Origin of the sequence: Pseudomonas sp. Ag1, assembly GCF_000278565.1 — a bacterium.
Taxonomy (GTDB): domain Bacteria; phylum Pseudomonadota; class Gammaproteobacteria; order Pseudomonadales; family Pseudomonadaceae; genus Aquipseudomonas.
In genome coordinates, this window is record NZ_AKVH01000103.1 from 38,620 (window position 1) to 61,574 (window position 22,955).

The following is a 22,955-nucleotide window of genomic DNA, read 5'->3' on the forward strand; positions in this document are numbered from 1 at the left end:
AATCTGATTCGAGGCGCCTAAACTCTGTATTCTGCTCGCCTGAAAAGCGATCGGAGTACGGAGTTTTTTCGTTTACCCGCTGTCACTACTTTGGCCCAGGTTATGCACGCATGGGTAAACCCTGCCAGTCCGAGCGCCTGAACCATGGATACTTCAACAGCTACGCGGGCTTACGCAACAAAGGTGGACATCCCCATGATGCGTCTTTGTGCAGTCTTGGTTCTCTCCCTGCTCGGCGGCCTGATTTCAGTGCAAGCCGCGCCCGCGCCGCACCCCCATTGGAGTGTGGGCTTCCACCGCATGACTTTTCTCGACCCGCTGGATCTGCAGCCGATGAAAGCCGTCGCGTTCTACCCGTCCACCGGCCTGGAACACACCACCCAGGTGGGCGCTTATCACATCGCCGCCACTGAAGACTCGAAAATCGCCATCGGCCGCTTTCCAATGCTGATGCTGTCCCACGGCAATACCGGCACGCCCCTGGCCCTGCACGACCTCGCCACCTCCCTGGCGCGCAAGGGGTTTGTGGTGGTGGCGGTGCTGCACCCTGGCGACAACTACAAGGATCACAGCCGGCTGGGCACCTTGAGCAACCTGTACGGGCGCCCGATCCAGATTTCCGAAGCGATCACCGCCACCCTCGGCGACCCGATGCTGTCGCCATTCGTCAACGTCGACCAGGTAGGCGTCATCGGTTATTCGGCCGGTGGCGAAACCGCGCTGATCCTCGCCGGCGCCAAGCCGGACCTCGACCGCCTGCGCCGCTACTGCCAGCAACGCCCGGAAGATCGCGACGCCTGCACCACCAAGGGCGAGTTGATCGTCGACCGCGACGACCTGCAACCGCAGGCCGACCCGCGTATCCATGCCTTGATGTTGATGGCGCCGTTGAGCCTGATGTTTGGCCGCCACACCCTGGCGGACGTGCATGTACCGGTGCTGCTCTACAGCGGCGACGGCGACAAGCTGGTGGCCGTGGACAAGAACGCCGAGGCCCTGGCGCGCAAACTGCCGGAGCCGCCGGACTTCAAGCTGCTGGCCGGGGCCGGGCACTTTGTGTTCATGGCGCCTTGCGACGAGAGCCAACTGGCCGCGATGCCCGCCATGTGCACCGATGCCGACGGGGTTGACCGTGAAAGCATCCACCGCGACCTGATTTCCGAGGCCGGGCGGTTCTTTAATCACACCCTCGGGCAATCCACCCGGGCGGGCTTGCAGACGGCTGATCAGTAAGCGCGGCGCTTGAGCAGCAACGTCAGGCCCAGGCCGGTGACCGAGAGCAGGGCGGCGCAGAAGAAGATCCACGAGTAGCCCAGGTTCAGCGCCACCGCACCCATCACCGGCCCGGCAATGGCCAGCGCCAGGTCAAAAAACACCGCATATGCACTCAACCCGGCGCCCCGGCTGCTGTTGGGCACCTGCTTGATCGCCTCCACGCCCAGCGCCGGGTACACCAGCGACAGACCAAAGCCGGTCAGCCCGGCGCCGATCAAGGCCACGCCGGTGGACGGTGCCAGCCACAGCAGCGTCAGGCCCAGGGTTTCGATGGTCATGCAGGCAATCGCCGCGGTGAAGCCGCCGAAGCGGTTGATGGCAGAGATAAACACCAGCCGTGACAGGATGAAACACACGCCAAATACCGTCAGGCACCAGGCTGCGCCCGTCCAGCCACGGCTCAAGTAGTAGAGGGTGATAAACGTGGTGAGGGTGCCGTAGCCAATCGATGCCAGACACAGGCTGGCGCCAAACGGCGCGATACGCCCGAATACCGCCCAGAAGGGCAGCCGCTCGCCGCGCACCACGGGCACCGAAGGTTTGTTGCGAATCAGCAGCAGGCCCAGGGCGGAAAGTGCCGTGAGGGCGATTCCGAGGCTGGTGTAGCCGTAGTCGGCAACCATCACCACCCCAAGCGGTGCACCAATGGCAATCGCACCGTAGGAGGCGATGCCGTTCCACGAGATCGATCGTGCCGTATGTTCGGCACCGACCGCGCCCATGCACCAACTGATGGTGCCGACGCCGATCAGGCCCTGCGCGACGCCGAGTAACAGCCGGCCGACAATCAATATGCCGAGGCTCAGCAACGGCAAGCTTTGCACCAGCGTGGCGATGAACGTCAGCACCCCGCTCAGCAGAATCCCGCTCAGGCCCAGCACGATAGCGCGCTTGGTGCCGACGTTGTCCGACATGCGCCCCGCCATGGGGCGGCTGAGCAGTGTGGCCAGGTATTGCGAGCCGATGGTTATCCCGGCGACCACCGCGCTGAAGCCCAGCTCACCGTGGACATAGCCGGGGATGACGGCAATCGGCAGGCCGATACAGATAAACGCGATAAAGGTGTAGAAAACGATGGAGACGATCTGCAGGGTGATCGACAAGGAACTAGGGGTGGCGGGCTGTGTGGCAGGCATGGGGACTCGTTCGCGGGCGGGCGGTGAGGGCATCATGGCAAGGGCTTGGGGTAAAAGGAAGCAGGCTAACTATATTTGATGATATTGCGGCCCGTGCCTATCCGGCTTTGGATCCATGGGGCCTCCCTGGCCCGGGACGACTAAAGCTGACGCGGTAAAGTGTGGGAGCTGTCGAGCTTTAGCAAGGCTGCGAAGGCGGCGGCATGGTCAATAAAGATGTTGCCTGGCACACCGCTATCGCGACCTCGCTAAAGCTCGACGGCTCCCACAGAAAAGCAGAGCCATATCCCAAAAAAAAGCCCCATCACACTGGACGGGGCTTTCGCATTTCAAACTACCGGCGGCTCTTAGAAAACCACACCCTGACTACGCAGATAATCGTCATAAGTCCCGCTGAAGTCGATCACCCCACTCGGGCTCAGCTCGATGATGCGGGTGGCCAGGGACGACACAAACTCCCGGTCATGGCTGACAAAGATCAGCGTACCCGGGTAGTTCTCCAACGCCAGGTTCAGCGCCTCGATGGACTCCATGTCCAAGTGGTTGGTCGGCTCATCCATGATCAGCACGTTCGGCTTTTGCAGGATCAGCTTGCCGAACAGCATGCGACCTTGCTCGCCACCGGAAATCACCTTCACCGACTTCAGGATCTCGTCGTTGGAGAACAGCATGCGGCCCAGGGTACCGCGAACCACTTGTTCGCCTTCCTTGGTCCAGCGGCCCATCCAGTCGAACAGGTTGGACTCGTCTTCGAAGTCCGAAGCATGGTCCTGGGCGTAATAGCCCAGTTCAGCCGCGTCGGTCCACTTGACCGTACCGGCATCCGGGGTCAGTTCGTTGACCAGGGTACGCAGCAGGGTGGTCTTGCCGATACCGTTCGGGCCAATGATCGCCACGCGCTCGCCGGCTTCAACCTGGAAGCTGAAGTCCTTGAACAGCGTCTTGCCGTCAAAGCCCTTGGCCATGCGATCGACGATGACCGCCTGGCGGTGCAGCTTCTTGGTCTGGTCGAAGCGGATGAACGGGCTGACGCGGCTCGATGGCTTGACTTCGGCCAGCTGGATCTTGTCGATCGCCTTGGCACGGGAAGTGGCCTGCTTGGCTTTCGAGGCGTTGGCCGAGAAGCGGCTGACGAAGGATTGCAGCTCGGAGATCTGCGCTTTCTTCTTGGCGTTGTCCGACAGCAACTGCTCGCGGGACTGGGTCGCCACGGTCATGTATTCGTCGTAGTTGCCCGGGAACAGGCGCAGCTCGCCGTAGTCCAGGTCGGCCATGTGGGTGCAGACGCTGTTCAGGAAGTGACGGTCGTGAGAGATGATGATCATCAGGCTGTTACGCTGGGTCAGGATGTTTTCCAGCCAGCGGATGGTGTTGATGTCCAGGTGGTTGGTTGGCTCGTCGAGCAGCAACACTTCCGGATCGGAAAACAGCGCCTGGGCCAGCAATACACGCAGCTTCCAGCCTGGTGACACTTCACTCATCGGGCCGTTGTGCTGCTCGATGCCGATACCCAGGCCCAGCAGCAACTCACCGGCGCGGGATTCGGCGGTGTAGCCGTCCATCTCGGCGAAGTCGGTTTCCAGCTCGGCCACGGCCATGCCGTCGTCTTCGGTCATTTCCGGCAGCGAGTAGATGCGGTCGCGCTCGGCCTTGACCTTCCACAGCTCTTCGTGACCCATGATCACGGTGTCGAGTACGGTGAATTCTTCGTAGGCGAACTGGTCCTGGCGCAGTTTACCCAGGCGCACGTTCGGCTCCAGCATGACCTGGCCGCCCGACGGGTCGAGGTCGCCACCGAGGATTTTCATGAAAGTCGACTTGCCGCAACCGTTGGCACCGATCAGGCCATAACGGTTGCCTGCGCCGAACTTGACCGAAACGTTCTCAAATAGCGGCTTGGCGCCGAACTGCATGGTGATGTTAGCTGTGGAGATCAATTACTTTACCTATCAATAGCTTGGAGTGCGCTAATTTGAGCCGGGCCCATTTTGTGGCCCAGGCCAACGGGCATACGTCGGCAGCGACATCAAGGCTTGGGGCCCAGTCGCTGAGCAGAAAAATGGGTGCATGTTGGAATTTGGCGCGCATTGTCGCATATGTCAGGCGGGAGTTGTATGGCGCTGCACGGATGGATTCGCCCGAGTCTCCGGCATTGCCACCCACACCAGCCCCAATGCGACGGCCGCCACGCCGGCCAGGGTCAGGAACGCGGCGTTGTAACCCGCCCACTGCACGACAAAACCTGCCAGGCTGCTGCTCAAGGCCGCCCCGAGGCCGAATGCCGTGGACAGCGCGCCCAGGCTGACATTGAAGCGTCCGGTGCCCTGGGTGAGGTCTTTGACGATCACCGGAAACAGCGCGCCGAACACCCCGGCACCGACCCCGTCAAGCATCTGCACCGCCACCAGCCAATAAGGATCACTGGACAGCGTATACAACACGCCCCGCAGCGGCAGGATCATGAAACCGGCGAGCAGCAACGGCTTGCGCCCCCACACGTCGGCCTTCACGCCCACCAGCCAGGCCACCGGCACCATCACCAACTGGGCCGCAACGATGCAGGCCGAGGTCAGCGGCGTGGCCATCTGCAGGTTGATCTGCGACAGCTTCTGGCTGACCAGCGGCAGCATGGCCGCATTGGCCAGGTGAAACAGCGCGCAGCAGATGGCAAACAGCATCAAGGGCTTGTTCGCCAGAAGCACGGCCAACCCCGACGGTTGTTCATGGCCGGTGCCATGCGCAGGGTCGAAACCCCGTGCGACTTCGTGGTCGATTGCCTGGGCTGACACGCAGCTGACCGCGATGACACTCGCCGCAGCCATGACTGCCATCAGATAGAACACCGCCACCGGGCCGAACAGGTAGGCGAACCCACCTGCGAGCAGGGCCGCCACCGCGTTGCCGGCGTGGTTGAAGGTTTCATTGCGGCCGGTGCGCCGGGTAAAAGCGCGCGGCCCGGTGATCCCGAGGGAAATCGCCGAGATGGCCGGCGCAAACACCGAGGCCGCCGCTGCACTGGCCGCCTGGGTCAGCGCCACCAGGCTGAAGGAGCTGACGAAGGGCAGGAGCAGGCAACTGGCAGTCACCAGCAGCGCGGCGATCACGATCACTGCCCGTTTGCTGCGGGTTCGGTCAATCAATGCGCCGGCCGGGGTCTGGGTGAGCAGGGCCGCGATGCCGGCCAGGGTCATGACCACGCCGATGCTGGCGGGGTCCCAGTGGTGCACGGCCAGCAGATAAATCGCCAGGTACGGCCCCAGTCCGTCACGCACGTCCGCCAGGAAGAAGTTCAGGCTGTCCAGGGACAGGGTGTTGCGCAGGTCAGAGCGAGTGGCCATGGCACGGTCTTCAGGCAAGAGGTCGGTAGCAGTAGTGACCCATGGCATGAAGGTATAGTTTCTGAAGGCGGCGTTGCACTCGTATGGCAATACAAGCAAAAACATTTACAAAGTGGAGCCATTTGCATCGAAAAATAGCGCTGATCGAGGCTTTTTCAGGGCTTTTTATTGTTAACAGTTGAACATCCAATAAGCCTGGCTTATTTTCCGTCCGTTCGCCCTACAGTGAAGGCTCTTTACCGGTTCAAGGATGGCGAGGCTTTCGGTGTAGGGCGGACTTCTTTTGTCGCAATGACCGGAACATATTGGAGACGCAATGGACATGCTGTCAGCCCAGGTATCAAAACCAGCCCGCTCAACTGCCCCGTGCTACACCCTCACCGCCATCAAGCGCCCGTGCTGATTGGCTGCCGTGCAGGCAAAAAAAGGCCCGTGGGGTAGACGGGCCAAGGTGTTCACTGGAGTAGGTAGCCTTCACCCTATAGGTCAACACGTGAAGGCCATGTGAAAACCATGTCGCAGGAACGGATGTATATCCGTGTCAGGGTTTGCGCACGAACGTGCGCATGGTTTGCCCTGGGCCGGTACTGAAGCGGGTAGGGCGGGGCATGCCTTCATCTGCCGCAATAAACACGAAGTGATCACCTTCCAGCCGGTAACTCGCGGGTAACTGTTTGCCGGCATCCTCTCCCATCGAGTCAACCCAGGTAATGCTTTTGGGTGCCGTGCTGGCATCGAGCGTGAAGCTGCCTGCCAGTAAAACCTCGCCGTCGACCGTCACCACCTGGAATTGATCGCCCGAGATTGTCGTGATCGCGCCTGGCGCGCTGTGTTCATCCGTGGGATTGAGCACACCATTGTCTTCCAGCGCCGTTTGTTCCCATGCCCCCTGGAGCGCCTGGAAATCCGCATTTGAAGCACGTGTCATACAAATTCCTTTTTGGTTAAAAAACGAGCAGTCAATACCTTGGTGCGTAGATGCCTGACGGATAAGCTGAATCGATTTTGTGAGAATTGTCTGGTTTCTCTTTGTTGCGTACGAATTTTCCCAGTATTCACGGGTATTTAGCGCCATTTTGTGCGTTGATTCGGAAACGGTTCTTTACAAGTTCGTCTACGCTCAGCACCAGGGTAGGGGCTCCTGCGTAATCTGAACGAAAACAATCTACGGTGATGTGGGATTTTTCCATGATCGAGGTGGTCCGATGACCATCGGTAGACCGTTCGTGTCTTGTGTACAGGGCGTTGTCCCTGATTTTCAAGCGGCCATTCAGTATTTGATGAATATGTGTGACCGCTGACTGTCGACTTTTTAAGGTGCATCAGTTTTGAATAAAACTCCTCGGCTCCACGCTCATGCGGCATCGGACGAAATTGATCTGTTTGAACTGTGTCATGGTATCTGGCGGCAAAAGAAGTTGGTGCTGGGGTGTACGATTCTGGCGGGGGTGCTGGGGGCGGGCTACGCTTTTCTGGCCCCGCGGGAGTATCAGGTCAGCAGTGTGCTGCGCCCGGCTGCCATCAATGAGCTGGATGCTCTGAACCGCTCCGAAGTCTATAAGTTGCCGCCGGCCGACGCCCTGAACAAAGTGGGGGCGCAACTGGACTCATACGAAGCGCGCCTGGGGTTTTTCAAGTCCCATGAGGACCTGTTCAAGGCGTTCCAGAAAACCGGGCAAAGCCTCGAGCAGAGTTTTGAAGAATTCAATCGAAACTCCATCAACCTGAGCCTGCCCGATCCCAAGAAGTCCGACTCCCTGAGCAGCTATATCAAGCTTGAGCTGGAATACCCGGCAGACATCGACGGGGTAGCGATTCTCAACGGCTTTGTAGACTACGCAATTGATTCGGAACGTGCCCAGGTCGGTGCTGACCTTAAAGTGATCGTCAATAACCGCTTGAACGAACTCAAGGGCAAAATCGACGCGGCGCGCTCCAATTACGAAACCGACAAGGAATCGAAGATTGCCAAGCTGCTTGAAGCCGACAGGCTCAAACGGGCCAAGCTGGAGGACGAACTGGGTGCCCTGCGCTTACAGATGAAAATGGAGCGCACGGACCGGCTGGCAGAGCTGGCGGAGGCCATTTCCATCGCCAAGTCGATGGGCATCAAGACCCCGACCACTCCTTCGTCCATGGCAGATGCCTCGCGTAGCGGCTCGAATCAAGTAATGCGCACCGAGGTCAACAACCAGAAAATCCCGCTGTACTTCCTCGGTACAGAGGCGCTTGAGGCGGAACGTGCCGCGTTGCAGGCGCGTACCAGCGACGACTTTACCAACAGCCGCATTGCACAGATTGGCAAAGAGTTGCAGATGCTGGAGGTCAACCGTGAAGTGGAGGTGCTGAGAAATCGCGGGAATGAAGACATTTTCTTGCAGGATGTTGAACCGTTACGAGCGGAAGTCGCGCGTTTGCGAGGCCTGAATATCGACATGAGTGGCCTCAAGCTGGTAACCATTGACCGTCGTGCCCAAGAGCCGCTGAGCCCGATCAAGCCCAAGAAAGCCCTGGTTATGATACTGAGCCTGCTGGCAGGGTTGACCGTGGGTGTACTGATTGCGCTGGGCCGCCATCTGCTGGCACGACGCGAAGCCGTACCCTACTCGGAGTTGGATGAATATCGGCTTTCTCTGCGTACACGCAAGGATGACGAACCGAAAAGCTGACGCCTTCAGCAGCGGGCAGGCCGCCCGGCAAGCCCGCTGCTGCTCTTCCTGGCACACTCACTGGACACCTTTTCACAAATCTTGATTAACCTTTGGTTACAAAGTGTGGCTAAAATAGCTGCCAATGGCCACGACCGGATTGTCACCCAGCCGTTCGTGTTGCCGGTTTTGTGAATTGTGATTTCAGGTGCTGCATCTTCAATCCTCGGCCGTTGTGGGCACGCGGGAGCAGCCTGTTCTCTTCTGACTTGTGACGAATACCTTGAAACTCATCATTGTTGCTCTCTACGTTGCCTCTATTGCGTATGTCCACCTGCGTGGCCGGGTGCGCCACAAGCTGGGGCGCCAGCTCAGCGATCACTCGACCTTCCTGGCTCCGGTGAACTGCTTTCTCTACCTCTTTTCCAAACTGCCCAGCCGACCGTACCTGTCCCCCAGCGACTTTCCCGACCTGAGCCCGCTTCAGGAGCATTGGCAAGAGATCCGCGAGGAAGGTCAGAACCTGCTGCGCGCAGGCGAGATCAAGCGCTCCGACCAGTACAATGACGTGGGTTTCAATTCGTTCTTCAAGTCGGGCTGGAAGCGTTTCTATTTGAAGTGGTACGGCGACAGCCATCCTTCGGCGATGAAGCTGTGCCCGCGCACCACCGAGCTGGTGCAAAGCATCGGCTCGATCAAGGCCGCGATGTTTGCCGAGCTGCCACCGGGCTCAAAGCTGGTACGCCATCGTGACCCGTATGCCGGTTCCTACCGTTACCACCTGGGCCTGGACACGCCCAACTCCCCGGGCTGCTACATCAACGTGGACGGTGAAAACTACTACTGGCGCGACGGTGAACCGGTGATGTTTGACGAGACCTTCATCCACTACGCCGAAAACACCACCGAGCAGAACCGGATCATTCTGTTCTGCGATATCGAACGCCCGATGAAGTACCGCTGGGCGGCCGCGTTCAACCGTTGGTTCAGCCGCAATGTGATGGCCGCGGCCGGTTCGCCCAACGATGCCGGTGACAAGACCGGCGGCCTGAACCGTGCGTTTACCCGGCTGTACAAGATTCGCCTGCGGGGCAAGGAGTTGAAGAAACGCAACCGCACCCGTTACTACCTGGAAAAGTGGGCGATCTTTGCCGGCCTGGCCGCGATCTTCATCCTCATCTGAACCGGGCAGCGGAGCGCATCAGCCTGGCGGATGCGCCCCCAGCTTCTCCCACATCTTCTTGCTGATCTTCTGCCGATTGGCATAACCCGCCCACGGGTCCTTCTTCAAACCCTGCAAACGCTCGTGCAGGTTAGCCACCGTCCATTGTTGGGCGCTGTGCAAACTCTTCAACTCATCACGACTCACCGGTACCGATACCGGCAGGCCGGGCCGCGCCCGCACCGAGTAGGCGGCTACCGTGCTGGCGCCCCGGGCGTTGCGCAGGTAGTCGATGAAGATCTTGCCCACGCGATTCTTCGGGCCCGAAGTCGCGGTAAAGCGTTCAGGCAACTGCAGCGTCATGAACTGGGCGATGGCCTTGGCGAAGGCTTTTACCGAGTCCCAGCCATCGCGGCGCGCCAGCGGCACCACCAGGTGCAGGCCTTTGCCGCCGCTGGTCTTGACGAACGCTTCAAGCCCCAGTTCATCGAGTACCGACAAGGTCAGTTGCGCCGCTTCAAGCATGCTTTTCCACGGCAGTGCCGGGTCTGGGTCAAGGTCGAGCACAAAGAGGTCCGGGGTTTCAATCTTGTCAGCGGTAGCGCCCCAGGTATGCAACTCGACGGTACCCATCTGCACGGCACCGATGAGCGCGGCCGGGCTGTCGATTTCCATCAGCCGCGCATGGCCCGGGTCCAGGGCCTGGTCCAGTTGCTTGATATTCGGGATCGCCAGGCGCTCGGAGTGCTTCTGGAAAAACTGTTCGCCGGCAATGCCTTCCGGTGCCCTGAGCAAGGACACCGGCCGGTTGCGCAGAAAGGGCAGGAGCCATTCGCTGATGCCCTCATAGAACTGTGCCAGTTGCAGTTTCTGTGTAGCGCTCTGGGCATCGATGACTCGGTCCGGATGGGTAATCCTGACCCCAGCCACGGCGCCGGTGCCCGCCGTCTTTTTGCGGGGTTTTTCCTTCAGCGATTTGGCCGTCCGCGGCTGCTCATGCACAATCTGCTCCGCCGGCTTGTCGGTGCGCAGCCCGACAAACGCCGCCTGGCGCACCACACCTTCGCGGGTCCATTCGGCAAATTGCACTTCGCCCACCAGCTGCGGCTCGACCCAGTGCACGCCGCGTGCCTGGGCACTGGTCAGGGGCTTGGCCAGCGGTGAAGTCTGGCGTTCCAGCGCCTTCAACTGTGCACTGATCTTTTTCAGCGCGGCCTGATCGAATCCGGTACCTACGCGCCCGGCATACACCAGGTCGCTGTCATCATTGACCGCCAGCAACAGCGCGCCAAACCCGCTGCGCGAACCTTGCGGGCGGGTGAACCCTACGATCACGAATTCCTGGCGCAGCCGGCACTTGAGCTTGATCCAGTCCGGGCTGCGCCTGGAAACGTAGGGGCTGCCGGCACGTTTGCCGATCACGCCCTCCAGCGCCAGGTCGCAGGCACTTTCGAAGATATCCCGCTGGTTGGCAGCAAAGGACTCGGAGAAGCGCAGCAGCTTGCTCTTGCTGCGGCTAACCGCGTCCTTCAGTGCGGTGCGGCGCTCTTCGACAGCGGCTTCGCGCTGGTCGCGGCCGTCCAGGAACGGCGCATCGAACAGGTAATAGACAATGTCCAGGCTGCGGCCGATATCAAAGGCGTTTTGCAGCGCCTGGAAATCCGGCAGCCCGTCGGCGTTCAGGCTGACCACCTCACCGTCAAGCCAACTGTCCTTGAGCTTCAGGGCTTCCAGGGCCTTGGCCTGGCGTGGCAGGCGATCGGTCCAGTCATGGCCATTGCGGGTGAACAGCCGAACTTCGCCATCGCGAATCCGCGCGAGGATGCGATAGCCGTCGAATTTGATCTCGTACACCCAATCGCCTTCCGGTGCACGGTCCACCAGTGTCGCCAGCTGTGGCGCGAGTTGATCGGGCAGGTCGGTTGAGGGCTTGCGCCTGGCTTTCTTCGGCGCTGCGGGCTTTTTCGCAGCCCCCACCGTTGCGTCGCTCAGCACGCTTTTCGGTTCAGCCTGGACCACATCGTAGTCAGCCACCGGGCGTGCCTGCTGATCGTTCTCCTTGATCAACAACCACTGCTCCTTGTCGCCGCTGCCCTTGAGTCGGGTGCGCACCAGCGTCCAGTCGCCTGCCAGTTTTTCGCCGATCAGGCTGAACTTCAGCTTGCCGGCCGCGTAGGCCTTGTGCGGGTCATCGTGGGGCTGCCATACACCGCGATCCCACACGATCACATCGCCAGCGCCGTATTGGCCTGCCGGAATGCTGCCCTCGAAACTGCCGTAGCCCAATGGATGATCTTCCACATGCACCGCGAGGCGCTTCTGGCTCGGGTCGAGGCTTGGGCCCTTGGGCACCGCCCAGCTTTTGAGGACGCCGTCGAGCTCCAGGCGAAAGTCATAATGCAGGTTGCGCGCATCGTGCTTTTGAATCACGAACGACAGGGCATGCGCCCGGTTCCTGGCGCGAGGCGCACTGCCGGCGGGTTCGGCGGTCACGTCGAAGTCGCGCTTGGCGTTGTATTCACTCAGGGGCTTGGCCATGGCGGTCTACCTCATGAAGCCTTGCTGGTCTTTTTCGCGGCAGGTTTCTTGGCTGCAGCCTTGGTCGCGGGCTTGCCGGCCAGGCTGCGCTTGAGCAACTCCGTCAGGTCGATCACGTCCGCAGATTTGCGCTCGTCGACACCTTCGCTGGATTCCACGTCTTCGATCTTGCCGGCCTTGGCCTTCTTCGCCACCAGCGCCATGATCTTTTCCTGGAAGCTGTCGCGGTATTCGTCCGGCTGCCAGTCGGCACTCATGTCTTCCACCAGACGCTTGGCCATGTCGAGTTCGCCCTTGGCCAATGTCGGTTTGGTCACGTCGCTGCCCAATTCCAACTCGTCCAGGCCACGCACTTCGGCAGGCCAGCGCAGCATCACCAGCACCAGCGCCGACTCCAGCGGCATCAGTGCCGCCAGGTGCTGCTTGGTGTGCAGCACCACGTTGGCCAGGGCGACCTTGCGGGTTTTCTTCAGGGTTTCGCGCAGCAGGGCATACACCTTGCCGCCGCGCTTGTCGGGGGCCAGGAAGTAGGGCGTGTCGATGTTCTGCAACGGGATCTGGTCGCTGGCCACAAACGCGATGATTTCGATGGTCTGGGTGGACTTGGGGTGAGCCGAGCGGATTTCGTCTTCGCTGAGGATCACGTAGCGACCTTTCTCGTAGGCCACGCCCTTGACGATATTCTCCTTGGTGACTTCCTTGCCGGTGGTCTTGTTGATGCGCTTGTAACCCACCGGGTCCATGCTGCGTTTGTCCAGCCAGTCGAAGTCGACGCCCTGGGAGGACGTGGCCGAGACCAGTGACACGGGGATGTGCACCAAGCCAAAACTGATTGCGCCTTTCCAGATAGCCCGTGGCATGTCGGTATTCCTGAAGTGTGTGGTCTTCAGGTGACAGGGCGGATTCGGCAAAAGTTTCCCTGGCCAGCCGGCTGGCACCAGGGTTTCAGACAGATCGTGTTACACCTGATGAGAAACTATTTAGTTACCAAAGCCGAACCCAAGGCGTAGCGTGTTATCGAAAGCACGTATTACTTGCGCCCAGAGAGGCTTTGTCATGAACACCCGTTTGCGCAACCTTGCCGTATTGGCGTTGGGCCTGGCCTTGAGTTCGTTGGCACAGGCGCAAAACCTGCCCGGCACCAGCAACAACCCCTACAACGGCCCCATCCACCAGGCCAATCCCAACAGCATGCAGGGCACCCAGCCCAACGCGCCGGCAGCGCGAGGCACCTATATTCCGCCGGCACAGAGGCCGCCGACCCTGCAAAACGGCGGTATCGGCAACAGCGTCCAGCGCCGTGACGGCGCGCAGACCCCGCCGGCTATCCAGCCCAAGGCTCCCACCCGTGACGCCAATGGCAATCGCGGCGATTGAGTGTGTAAAGACGACAAGGAAACCCACCGTATGCTGTTACGCAAAACCCTTCTAGCGACCTTCTGCGCCGCTGCCTTGCTGCCCCTGGCGCTGCCTGTCTCGGCGGCCGCCACCCAACAGTTTCCCAGCGAGCAAGGGAGTATCACCGTCACCCCGATTGCCAAGGGCCTCGATCACCCGTGGGCGGTGGCGTTCCTGCCGGACAAGCAAGGCTTCCTGGTCACCGAACGTCCCGGCAACCTGCGGTTTGTCAGCCCGGACGGCAAACTGTCCGCGCCCCTGAGTGGCGTGCCGAAAGTGTTTGCCAAAGGGCAGGGCGGCCTGCTGGACGTGGTGCTGTCGCCGGACTTCAAGGAGGACCGCCTGGTGTACCTGTCCTACGCCGAGGGCGGCGGCACGAATGGCACTGCAGGCACCGCAGTCGGGCGTGGGCGCTTGAGCGATGACCTGAGCGGCCTGCAAGACTTCAAGGTGATCCTGCGTCAGGAGCCCAAGCTGTCCACGGGCAACCACTTCGGCTCGCGGCTGGTGTTTGACCGCGATGGTTACCTGTTCGTGACCCTCGGGGAAAACAACGACCGCCCCACCGCCCAGGACCTCGACAAGCTGCAAGGCAAAGTGGTGCGGATCTTCCCGGACGGTCGTATACCGGAAGACAACCCCTTCGTCGGCCAGGAAGGCGTGAGGCCGGAAATCTGGTCCTACGGCCAGCGTAACCCCCAGGGTGCGGCACTCAACCCGTGGAGCGGCACACTCTGGGAAAACGAACATGGCCCGCGCGGCGGGGATGAAATCAACATCATCGAGCGGGGCAAAAACTACGGCTGGCCCCTGGCAACCCATGGCATCAACTATTCCCTGACGCCGATTCCCGAGGCTAAGGGCAAGACCGCCGAAGGCACAGTGCCGCCGCACCATGTCTGGGAGAAATCCCCCGGCGTGAGTGGCATGGCGTTCTACGACGCCGACCGGTTCAAGGCCTGGCAGCACAACGTGTTTATCGGGGCATTGGTCAGCCAGGAGTTGATTCGCTTGCAGTTCGATGGGGACAAGGTCATCCACGAAGAGCGACTGCTGGGCGGCCTGAAAGCGCGGATCCGCGATGTGCGCCAGGGCCCGGATGGTTACCTGTATGTGCTCACGGATGAAGATAACGGCGTGTTGTATCGGGTGGGCCTTAACCAGGACTGACGGATACGGCAAATACCAATGTGGGAGCGGGCTTGCTCGCGAAAGCGGTGGGTCAGTCGCTGGAGATGTTGGCTGAGCCATTGCCTTCGCGAGCAAGCCCGCTCCCACAGTTGTGTAGCGTCGAGCCTACAACCCAAGCTCCGACAACCCCGGATGCTCGTCCGGACGCCGCCCCAGCGGCCAGTGGAACTTGCGCTCGCTTTCCTTGATCGGCATGTCGTTGATGCAGGCAAACCGGTTCGCCATCAAGCCGTTCTCGTCAAACTCCCAGTTCTCGTTGCCGTAGGAGCGGAACCAGTTGCCGGAGTCGTCATGCCATTCATAGGCATAGCGCACCGCAATGCGGTTGCCGGTAAACGCCCACAACTCCTTGATCAACCGATAATCCAGCTCTTTGGCCCATTTGCGGGTCAGGAAAGCCTTGGCCTCTTCGCGGTTGTGGGCGAACTCGGCGCGGTTGCGCCATTGGGTATCCAGGGTATAGGCCAAGGACACCCGTTGCGGGTCCCGGGAGTTCCAGCCGTCTTCGGCCAGGCGAACTTTTTCAATCGCCGATTCACGGGTAAACGGCGGCAACGGCGGGCGTATTTCTGCGTTGGATGACATGGGACGGCTCCTTAACAGGTTTAAAAGTCAGGTCAAAGTTGCAATAGGGTTCGCGCCATGGATTGCGCATTATCGGCAGCGGTGGTGTCGCCCATCACCAGGGCAACGGTAATGGCGCCATCAATCAGGATCAGCAGGTGCGCGGCCTGGCGTTCCGGGTCGGGGGTGCCATGTGCTTGACACAGTTCGAGGGCGTACTCGAACAGTTTCTGTTTGTGGGCCTTGGCCAGTTGGCGCACCGGGTTGTGCGGGTCGCCGGTCTCGCCGCTGGTGTTGATGAAGGCGCAGCCGCGAAAGTCATCGGAGCCGAACCAGGTTTTCAACGCGCTGAACACACCCAGCAGGCGCTCGCCCGTGGTGGAGTGGTGTTCAACTTCGTTGCGCAGCCAGTGCATCCAGCGCTCGTCGCGGTGTTGCAGGGCGGCAATCACCAGTTCGTCCTTGTTGGCGAAGTAGCGGTAGACGCTCTTTCTGGAGACGCCGGCGGTTTTCACCAGAAGATCCATGCCGGTGGCAGCGATGCCATTTCGGTAGATCAACTTTTCGGTAACGTCGAGGATAATGTCGCGAGTGATATCGTTCATGGAGATTACAGTAGAACGATCGTTCTCCTTGGTCAATTAATTATTTTTAACCCTGGGCGGGAAGACCTGAGCCAGCCCATGGTGTAAGCTCTGGAGTCCTTCGGATTCGACCCATTGCGAGCCCTATGCCGTCGTTATTCAAACGCTCCCTGTTGCCCAAGCTGCGCGGTTTTCCCCTCACGCCCGACGCGATCGAGGTGCTGTCCGGCGCCGCCGAGTACCGCCGTTGCCTGCTGGAGAAAATTTCCCAGGCCACCCAGCGCATCTACATCGTAGCGTTGTACCTGCAGCAGGATGAGGCGGGGCAAGAGATCTACGACGCGTTGCACGCTGCCAAGGCCGCCCGGCCCGAGCTGGATATCGTGGTGGTGGTCGACTCGCTGCGGGCCCAGCGTGGTTTGATCGGCGCCGGCAAGCAGCCGGGCAACAGCGCCTGGTACCAGGCAATGACCGAGTCCCACAGCACCGAAGTGCCGGTGTACGGCGTGCCGGTGCAAACCCGCGAACTGTTCGGCGTGCTGCACCTCAAGGGCTTCGTGATCGATGACAGCGTGCTGTACAGCGGCGCCAGCCTGAATAACGTGTACCTGCACAAGTTCGACAAGTACCGCTATGACCGTTATCACCTGATCCACAACAAGGCGCTGGCCGACTCGATGCAGCACCTGGTGGAGCACGGCCTGGTGGCCGCCAAGGCGGTGCATCGCCTGGACCTGCCCAACCCGCCGACCACCCGCAGCCTGCGCAACGACATCGGCGACCTGCGCAGCCGCCTCAAACACGCGGTGTATGACACCTCGGCGGGGCAGTTGCCCAACGGCAACCTGACGGTCAGTCCGTTGTTGGGCGTGTGCAAGAACAACCCCCTGAGCCGGGTGATCTGCGAGCTGATTGCCAGCGCCCAGCATCAGCTGACCATCTGCACGCCGTACTTCAACCTGCCGCTGCCAGTGACCCGGGAAATCAACCGCGCCCTGGCGCGCGGGGTGAAGATCGACATCATTGTCGGCGACAAGACCGCCAACGATTTCTACATCCCGCCGAGCGAGCCGTTCAAGGTCATCGCCGCGCTGCCGTATCTCTACGAAATCAGCCTGCGTCGCTTCGCCAAGCGTCACCAGCGCATGATCGACAGCGGCCAGCTGAACCTGCACCTGTGGCGCGACGGCGACAACACCTACCACCTCAAGGGCATGTGGGTCGACCAGCGCTACACCTTGTTGACCGGCAACAACATCAACCCGCGAGCGTTTCGCCTCGACCTGGAAAACGCCTTGCTGATCGATGATCCGAAGGGGGAGTGGGTAGGGCCACGGCGCACCGAGCTTGCCGAGATTTTCCAGCACACCTCGCGTATTGAGCGCTACCAGCAGCTGGAAACCCTCGTGGAGTACCCGGCGGCCGTCGGCAAGTTCTTGCGCCGGGTCAGCCGGGTGCGGATCGAGCGTTTGCTGTATCGGATTTTGTAGGGCCCGTGACCTTGCAGGTTAATCCGGAATCGACCTGACAAGAATGTTGTCCAAGTCGTAGCGATGGGGTTCGCTGCCTGCACTTCTTGACCAGAGTCTGATTGAGATTGGGTGAGTGCCTCCGTCCTCTTTCACGTACGGAAGAGGGACAGTCAGGCGCGTCCAGCCGGGAGACGGTGGATGTGGCCCGTATGCTTGCTCCAAGCCTCCCGCCAACACGATGATGTCCGTTTCCGATAGGGTCCGGTATTCAAAGATCACTGTGTATTCAGTGCCCTTTATGAATGAGTAGGACTTGGAGATACCCATCTCATGAACCGCATCGGATGCATTGGTGAGGTAGAACTCGTGATCGTTCCCAGGCGTCCGTGGCTCAAGCTTTGCGGTGTCTGGGCGGTCCGGGTGCCAGCCATTCCAATTTCTGTCAGTAAATGTCGTCAAGTCATTCAGGTCGTCGCTCATGGTGCTTGTCTCCAGAAAAGGTAGGTGGCCTCAGCTAATGCTGTGGCCACGCGCTTTATCAGAGGCTTTTCAGGGATGGACGTCTACTGTCAGAAATAACAGGTAGCTCAACCTGGGGTGTTACCTGGTTGCCGTGCCGCCGGCCAGCACGCGATCAATAGCAGCAGCGCCGCCGCCACCAAGTAGGGCAGGCGAGGTTCGATCGCGTAGATCAAGGTCCCGGCCAACGGCCCGACCACCACGCCCAGGCCTTGGGCCGCACCCACCGAACCTGCCGTGGCGCCTTGCTCCGACGCATCCACCGCATTCGCCGCCAGCGCCGCGAAAGACGGGAAGATCCAGCCCATGCCGGCCGCGGACACAAAAAAGCACAGCCACAGGATCCAGGCCGTATCAGCGAACATGCTGCCGGCAAATCCCAGGGCTGACACCACCGCACCGATGCGAATCATCCGCAGCGGCGGCCACTCCAGTTTGCGCACTACCAGTTGCGAACAGATCAACGCCAGCCCGACCATGGTCAGGGCGATACCGGCAGTTTGTGCCGCATCGGCCGGGTTCATCTTCAAGCGATCCAACGCGAAAAAACCCACGGTTATCTGCGCGATCGACACACACAGCATCGCGACAAACGCCACCACCAACGGTCGACGCAGGCGTGGGTCCGAGAGGTTGACCGGCTTGGGCGGCTGCTTGAGGTGCAGCTCCTGGCGCGGCAATTTGGCCAGCAGCAACAAGAATCCCAACAGCGGTAACACCGCCATCGCATAAAACGGCAGGCTCAGGCTGTGACGCGCCAACAGCGCAGCAATCGCCGGGCCCAGCACCAGGCCGCAGGCGTTGGCGGCGCCCAGGGAAGCCATGGCCTTGGCGCGGTGCTCAGGCTCAATGTTGTCGGCCACCAGCGCATAGCCGCCCACCGGTATCGCAGCGTAGAACACGCCGATCAGGCCACGACCCAGAATCAGCCCGATAAACGCCAACATGGCCGATGGCAGCAGTTGCAGGGACGCATCGATAAACACGCACAGCGCCCAGTAGGCCAGGGTGAAACCACCGGTGCCCAGCAGCAGCACACGGCGCCGGCCCAGTCGGTCACTGGCCTGGCCCCATGGACGAGCCAGAAGCATCCAGATCACCCCGGACACGGTGACCGCCGCACCTGCCTGCCAGGTGGCCAGGCCAAGCACCCGAGCGATCGGGCCAATCAGCGAGACAAATGCCATCATCGCCATGGTGCAGGCCATGTTGGCCAACAGCAGCGGCCTCAGGTTGAATGGGCGGTCAGTGTGCAAAGTCGCGAGTGCAGCGTCTTGGGAGCTGTTCATCGGTTATCCAAGGGCAGGAGAAAAGGGCAGTCGTGCATCCACCATCACCAGCGGGCGGCCATGCACCTGTTCCAGGCGGCCACTCACACCATAGACGTTTTTCAGCAACGCCTGATTGATCACCACTTGCGGTGGCCCGGCAGCGGCCAACTGACCGTTGTGCAACACCACCACCTGATCACTGAAGCCCAGGGCGAGGTTGATGTCGTGCACCACCACCAGGGTGATCAGGTTGCGTTCGCGGGTGGCCTGGGTGATGGCTTCCACCACCTGGCACTGGTGATACAGGTCCAGGGCGCTGGTGGGTTCGTCCAGCAGCAACACCCGAGGCTGGCGCACCAGGGCCTGGGCCAGGCCCACCAGTTGGCGCTGGCCACCGGAAAGTGCATCGATCGGGCGGTCGGCGAGGGCGGTCAGGTCGAGGTCGGCGAGGATTTTTTCCACGCCCTTGAGCACCGTCGGGCTCGGCCGCCCAGGCGCAAAACCCGCGCCGCGATGGCCGGCCATGGCCGCACTCAGTACCGCTTCGAAGGCGCACAGGCGCGTACGCTCCGGCAGGCTCTGAGGCAGGTACACCACTTGTTGCGCGCGCTCGACTTGCGGCAGGCGATTGAGATCGACACCCTCCAGCCAGATCTGGCCGTGCGCCTTGTGCAGTCCGGCGATGCCACGCAACAAGGTCGACTTGCCGGCAGCGTTGGGGCCGATCAGCGCGGTGATGGTGCCGGGCAGCAACGCCGGCAGATGAATGTCCTGCAGCACGCTGCGACTGCCGTAGTGCATGCTCAATGCTTGTGTGCTTAATCCGGTCACAGAGCACCTCGGCGGTTACGCATCACAATCGCCATGAAAAACGGAATTCCCACCAGTGCGGTGACAATCCCCACCGGAATCAACACGCCGGGCATCAATGCCTTGCTGGCAATCGACGCCATCGACAGGATCAAGCCACCGCTGAGCACGCTCGCTGGCAGGAACAAGCGGTGATCTTCACCCACCAACAGCCGCGCGATATGCGGAGCAATCAGCCCGATAAAACCGATAGTGCCGACAAACGAAACCGCCAGCGCCGACAGCAGGCTGATGCGCAGCAACGACAGCACCCGCAGGCGGCCGACATCAATCCCGAAACTGCGGGCGCGTTCCTCGCCCAGGGTCAGGGCAGTCAACGCCCAACTCTGACGCAGGGAAAACGGCAGGCACAGCAGCAACGCCGCAGCGAGGATCGCGAGCTTTTCCCAGGACGCCCGGGCCAGGCTGCCCAGGGTCCAGAACACCAGTTGCTGAAGGCTGTCCTGGCTCGCCACAAACTGCAGCAGTGCCACCAGCGCATTGAACGCAAACACCAGGGCAATCCCGAACAGCACCAGGCTCTCCACACCAAACCCACGCCAGCGTGCCAACAGATACAGCAATGCCACCGATGCCAGTGCGAACAGAAAGGCGTTGGCCGAAATCAGGTACTGCGCCGGCACGCCAGGAATGCCCATCCCGAGCACAATGGCCAGGGCTGCACCGAAGGCGGCGGCGGCGGAAACGCCGAGGGTGAACGGGCTGGCCAGCGGGTTATCCAGCACCGTCTGCATTTCGGCGCCGGCCAGGGCCAGTGCCGCGCCCACCAGTACCGCCATCAACGCGTAAGGCAGGCGCACATTCCATACGATCACCGCCTCCACCCGCGGCATCGAAGCCGGGTCCCACAGCACTTGCAACAGGCGCGTCAGGCTCATGCCGGAAGGCCCGGTGGTGATGTCCACCGCCAGGGAAACCACCAATGCCAACGCCAGCGCCGACAACAGCAATACCCGTCGTCCATGGCGGTGGCGATAGCGCTCACCTGCGCCATCGGCGCTCGCACAGGCTTGCACCTGCGTCACGGCACAAGGCTCGTGGTGAATACGCCGCTGGCCGGAATTGGCATAAAGCGCCGGTACAATTCGGCTCGGGTCTGTTCCGGATCCAGGTCGGCGAACAACTCAGGATGCAGCCACTTGGCCAGGGCCTGCACTGCGATCAAGTGTTCCGGCGAGTCATAGAAAATATGCCAGAGGCCATGCACGTTGCCTTCACGTACCGCCCGCAGTTCATTCAGCGGCGCGCGCTGGGACACTTGCTTGAGGCTGTCGTTGGCCTGCTGCGGCGTGGCCGAATAGCCGAGGGTCACACCGCCCTGGCCGTGGCCGAATACGCCGGTGGCGACGTACACATCCGGATCGCTGGACAGAATGTATTCGACGTTCAATGTGCCGATCGGGCCGGGAATGCGCCCGTCGGCGATGTTCCGGCCACCCGCGAGCTTGATCATTTCCCCGAAGTTGCCGGTGCCCGGCGAACCACAGCAATCCTGCAGGCCGGCGAGCATGTCGATGAAGATCTTCGGCCGTTTTACCGTCCCGGCCTTGGCCAGGGTATCGGTGACCTTGGCCAGCGAGGCCTGGTAAAACGCGATGTAGTCCTCGGCTTGTTGATTACGGTCCAGAGCCTTGCCCAGCAGGCGCATGCTCGGCACCGTGTTGCTCAGCGGATGGTCGCTGAAGTCGACGAAAATCACCGCCACGCCGGCCGCTTCCAGCTGCTTGACCGCCTCGCTGTCGGGGCTCGGGCCATGGCCGCCGCTCAAGGCCATGATCGCCAGGTCCGGGTGTACCGCCAGGGCCTTTTCCACACTGAAGGTTTCGGCGGAGGTGCCGCCTACCAACGGTACGTTGTCGGCTTCGGGAAAGTGCTTCTGGAACGCGGCGTAACCCTGCACGTCCAGGCCGCGAAAATCCCCTTGCCAGCCGGCGATGCGGGTAAACGGGTTCTTGCCTTCAAGGAGCGACAGCGAGTAGATCATCCGGCCTTCACCCAGCAGGATATGCGAGACCTTGTCCGGTACGTCGACCTTGCGCCCCGCCAGGTCGGTGACGGTGTGGGCGCAGGCCAGGCCGCTCATTAACAGGCCAAGACCGAGCAGCAGGCCGCGTTGCAACAACAGAGGGTGTTTCATGAACAATTTCCTTGAACAGTTGGGCGCACGTGGCGGACGCGTTTGCGCCACCACAACAACAGCCCGGTGAGATAGAGCAGCGGCAATGCCAGGCCGCAAAGAAAGGCCAGGGCCGCGCCGGGCAACCCGAGCAACAGGTGGCCGTGGGCGGCGGAGAACAGCGGTTTGATCGCGGCGGGGTTGGCGAAGAACCAGTCGGGCCGGGCCAGCCAGGCGCCGCTGCCGGCAATCACCGCCAACGGCAGGCACAGCCAGGCGGCTGCGACGTTGTGCCATTCCCGCAGGCGGCGCAGGCCCTGGCTGCCCGGGCGCAAGCTGGCGGCTTTCCACCAGCTGCGCCGCCCCGGCCACCACAGGTACAGGCCGCTGCCCACCGAGCCCAGCAGCACCAGGCCACAGGCAAACAGGGCGACGGCGCCAATGGGCGGCGGCAACAGCAGTGCCCGGTGCAGCGCCACCAGCTTCGCCAGCCACAGGTCATCGAACACAAAAAATGCCCGTGGCTCGGCACTGTAGGGATCGATCATCGCAATGCCGATGCCGGGCCGATCCTCCAGGGCTCCGAAGACGATCGCGTTGTCCGATTCCAGGAAACCCTGGCGCGGTTTTGCGGCGCCAAAGACTTTCTGAAATTGCGGGTAGGCACCCAGTGCCGCGCTGATCCACTGCGCGTCATCCAGCAGTGCGCCGTGTTCAACCGGAGCCAGGTCCAAGGCCTGGCTGCCGACCTCCCAGCGCAGGATCGGCCCCTTGAGTTCCAGCAGCGCACCGCTCAAGCCAATCAGCGCCAGCAGCAGGCCGACGCTCAGCGCCAGCCATCGATGCACACGAAGCCACCACCCACGCATGGCA

At 61.3% G+C, this 22,955-nt stretch carries 20 protein-coding genes; 6 read left to right on the forward strand and 14 right to left on the reverse strand.

What is annotated here, in order from left to right; translation table 11 throughout:
• The first annotated feature begins 195 nt into the window (after window positions 1-195).
• A complete protein-coding gene (locus tag A462_RS13075) occupies window positions 196-1,233 on the forward strand; it encodes an alpha/beta hydrolase family protein (protein WP_008436172.1) in 1,038 nt (345 codons plus the stop codon).
• On the opposite strand, the gene A462_RS13070 is transcribed toward A462_RS13075, so the two are convergent.
• From A462_RS13070 to A462_RS13055, 4 genes are all read right to left on the reverse strand, one after another.
• Entirely contained in the window at window positions 1,227-2,411 is a 1,185-nt protein-coding gene (locus A462_RS13070) for an MFS transporter (RefSeq protein WP_008436173.1), read from the reverse strand. The two genes, A462_RS13075 and A462_RS13070, sit on opposite strands and share 7 nt — an antisense overlap.
• Window positions 2,412-2,758: 347 nt before the next feature.
• Window positions 2,759-4,348, reverse strand: coding sequence for an ABC-F family ATPase (locus A462_RS13065; RefSeq protein WP_008436174.1), 1,590 nt, complete (start codon window positions 4,346-4,348; stop codon window positions 2,759-2,761).
• A 162-nt stretch (window positions 4,349-4,510) separates the two neighbouring features.
• Window positions 4,511-5,749: an MFS transporter gene (locus A462_RS13060; protein WP_003218461.1), complete on the reverse strand. Its 1,239-nt coding sequence runs from the start codon at window positions 5,747-5,749 to the stop codon at window positions 4,511-4,513.
• 541 nt (window positions 5,750-6,290) lie between these two features.
• Entirely contained in the window at window positions 6,291-6,677 is a 387-nt protein-coding gene (locus tag A462_RS13055) for a TIGR03067 domain-containing protein (RefSeq protein WP_008436175.1), read from the reverse strand.
• 400 nt (window positions 6,678-7,077) lie between these two features.
• Between A462_RS13055 and A462_RS13050 the strand changes: the two genes are divergently transcribed.
• Window positions 7,078-8,418 (forward strand): LPS O-antigen chain length determinant protein WzzB, encoded by a 1,341-nt coding sequence (locus A462_RS13050; protein ID WP_008436176.1) that lies wholly within the window; start codon window positions 7,078-7,080, stop codon window positions 8,416-8,418.
• Between the two features lie 262 nt (window positions 8,419-8,680).
• Complete coding sequence (lpxO, locus tag A462_RS13045; protein WP_008436177.1) at window positions 8,681-9,580, forward strand: lipid A hydroxylase LpxO; 900 nt, start codon at window positions 8,681-8,683, stop codon at window positions 9,578-9,580.
• Window positions 9,581-9,598: 18 nt separating this feature from the next.
• Here lpxO and ligD read toward each other — a convergent pair whose 3' ends face one another.
• Both ligD and ku read right to left on the reverse strand, forming a co-directional pair.
• Complete coding sequence (gene ligD / locus A462_RS13040; RefSeq protein ID WP_008436179.1) at window positions 9,599-12,097, reverse strand: DNA ligase D; 2,499 nt, start codon at window positions 12,095-12,097, stop codon at window positions 9,599-9,601.
• An 11-nt stretch (window positions 12,098-12,108) separates the two neighbouring features.
• A complete protein-coding gene (ku, locus tag A462_RS13035; protein ID WP_003218456.1) occupies window positions 12,109-12,957 on the reverse strand; it encodes a non-homologous end joining protein Ku in 849 nt (282 codons plus the stop codon).
• A gap of 196 nt (window positions 12,958-13,153) precedes the next feature.
• Between ku and A462_RS13030 the strand changes: the two genes are divergently transcribed.
• A complete protein-coding gene (locus A462_RS13030; protein ID WP_008436188.1) occupies window positions 13,154-13,474 on the forward strand; it encodes a hypothetical protein in 321 nt (106 codons plus the stop codon).
• Window positions 13,475-13,504: 30 nt separating this feature from the next.
• Entirely contained in the window at window positions 13,505-14,665 is a 1,161-nt protein-coding gene (locus A462_RS13025) for a PQQ-dependent sugar dehydrogenase (RefSeq protein WP_008436189.1), read from the forward strand.
• 126 nt (window positions 14,666-14,791) lie between these two features.
• Here the strand turns inward: A462_RS13025 and A462_RS13020 are convergent, their stop codons facing one another.
• On the reverse strand, window positions 14,792-15,271 hold the full coding sequence (locus A462_RS13020; RefSeq protein WP_008436190.1) for a nuclear transport factor 2 family protein: 480 nt from the start codon (window positions 15,269-15,271) through the stop codon (window positions 14,792-14,794).
• A gap of 32 nt (window positions 15,272-15,303) precedes the next feature.
• On the reverse strand, window positions 15,304-15,855 hold the full coding sequence (locus A462_RS13015) for a TetR/AcrR family transcriptional regulator (protein WP_008436191.1): 552 nt from the start codon (window positions 15,853-15,855) through the stop codon (window positions 15,304-15,306).
• A 125-nt stretch (window positions 15,856-15,980) separates the two neighbouring features.
• On the opposite strand from A462_RS13015, the gene pssA reads away from it, so the two are divergent.
• Window positions 15,981-17,324 (forward strand): CDP-diacylglycerol--serine O-phosphatidyltransferase, encoded by a 1,344-nt coding sequence (pssA, locus tag A462_RS13010; RefSeq protein ID WP_008436192.1) that lies wholly within the window; start codon window positions 15,981-15,983, stop codon window positions 17,322-17,324.
• Between the two features lie 18 nt (window positions 17,325-17,342).
• Here the strand turns inward: pssA and A462_RS13005 are convergent, their stop codons facing one another.
• The 6 genes from A462_RS13005 to A462_RS12980 form a co-directional block, all read right to left on the reverse strand.
• Window positions 17,343-17,786, reverse strand: a complete 444-nt coding sequence (locus A462_RS13005; RefSeq protein ID WP_008436193.1) for a hypothetical protein — start codon at window positions 17,784-17,786, stop codon at window positions 17,343-17,345.
• A 107-nt stretch (window positions 17,787-17,893) separates the two neighbouring features.
• Entirely contained in the window at window positions 17,894-19,114 is a 1,221-nt protein-coding gene (locus tag A462_RS13000) for an MFS transporter (protein ID WP_003218442.1), read from the reverse strand.
• Between the two features lie 3 nt (window positions 19,115-19,117).
• Complete coding sequence (locus tag A462_RS12995) at window positions 19,118-19,897, reverse strand: ABC transporter ATP-binding protein (protein WP_003218440.1); 780 nt, start codon at window positions 19,895-19,897, stop codon at window positions 19,118-19,120.
• Window positions 19,898-19,923: 26 nt separating this feature from the next.
• Window positions 19,924-20,991, reverse strand: a complete 1,068-nt coding sequence (locus A462_RS12990; protein ID WP_023658859.1) for a FecCD family ABC transporter permease — start codon at window positions 20,989-20,991, stop codon at window positions 19,924-19,926.
• Window positions 20,988-22,103 (reverse strand): ABC transporter substrate-binding protein, encoded by a 1,116-nt coding sequence (locus A462_RS12985; protein ID WP_003218435.1) that lies wholly within the window; start codon window positions 22,101-22,103, stop codon window positions 20,988-20,990. Before A462_RS12985 ends, A462_RS12990 begins: the two co-directional genes overlap by 4 nt.
• Window positions 22,100-22,951, reverse strand: coding sequence for a PepSY-associated TM helix domain-containing protein (locus A462_RS12980; RefSeq protein WP_003218433.1), 852 nt, complete (start codon window positions 22,949-22,951; stop codon window positions 22,100-22,102). Before A462_RS12980 ends, A462_RS12985 begins: the two co-directional genes overlap by 4 nt.
• Window positions 22,952-22,955 lie beyond the last annotated feature (4 nt).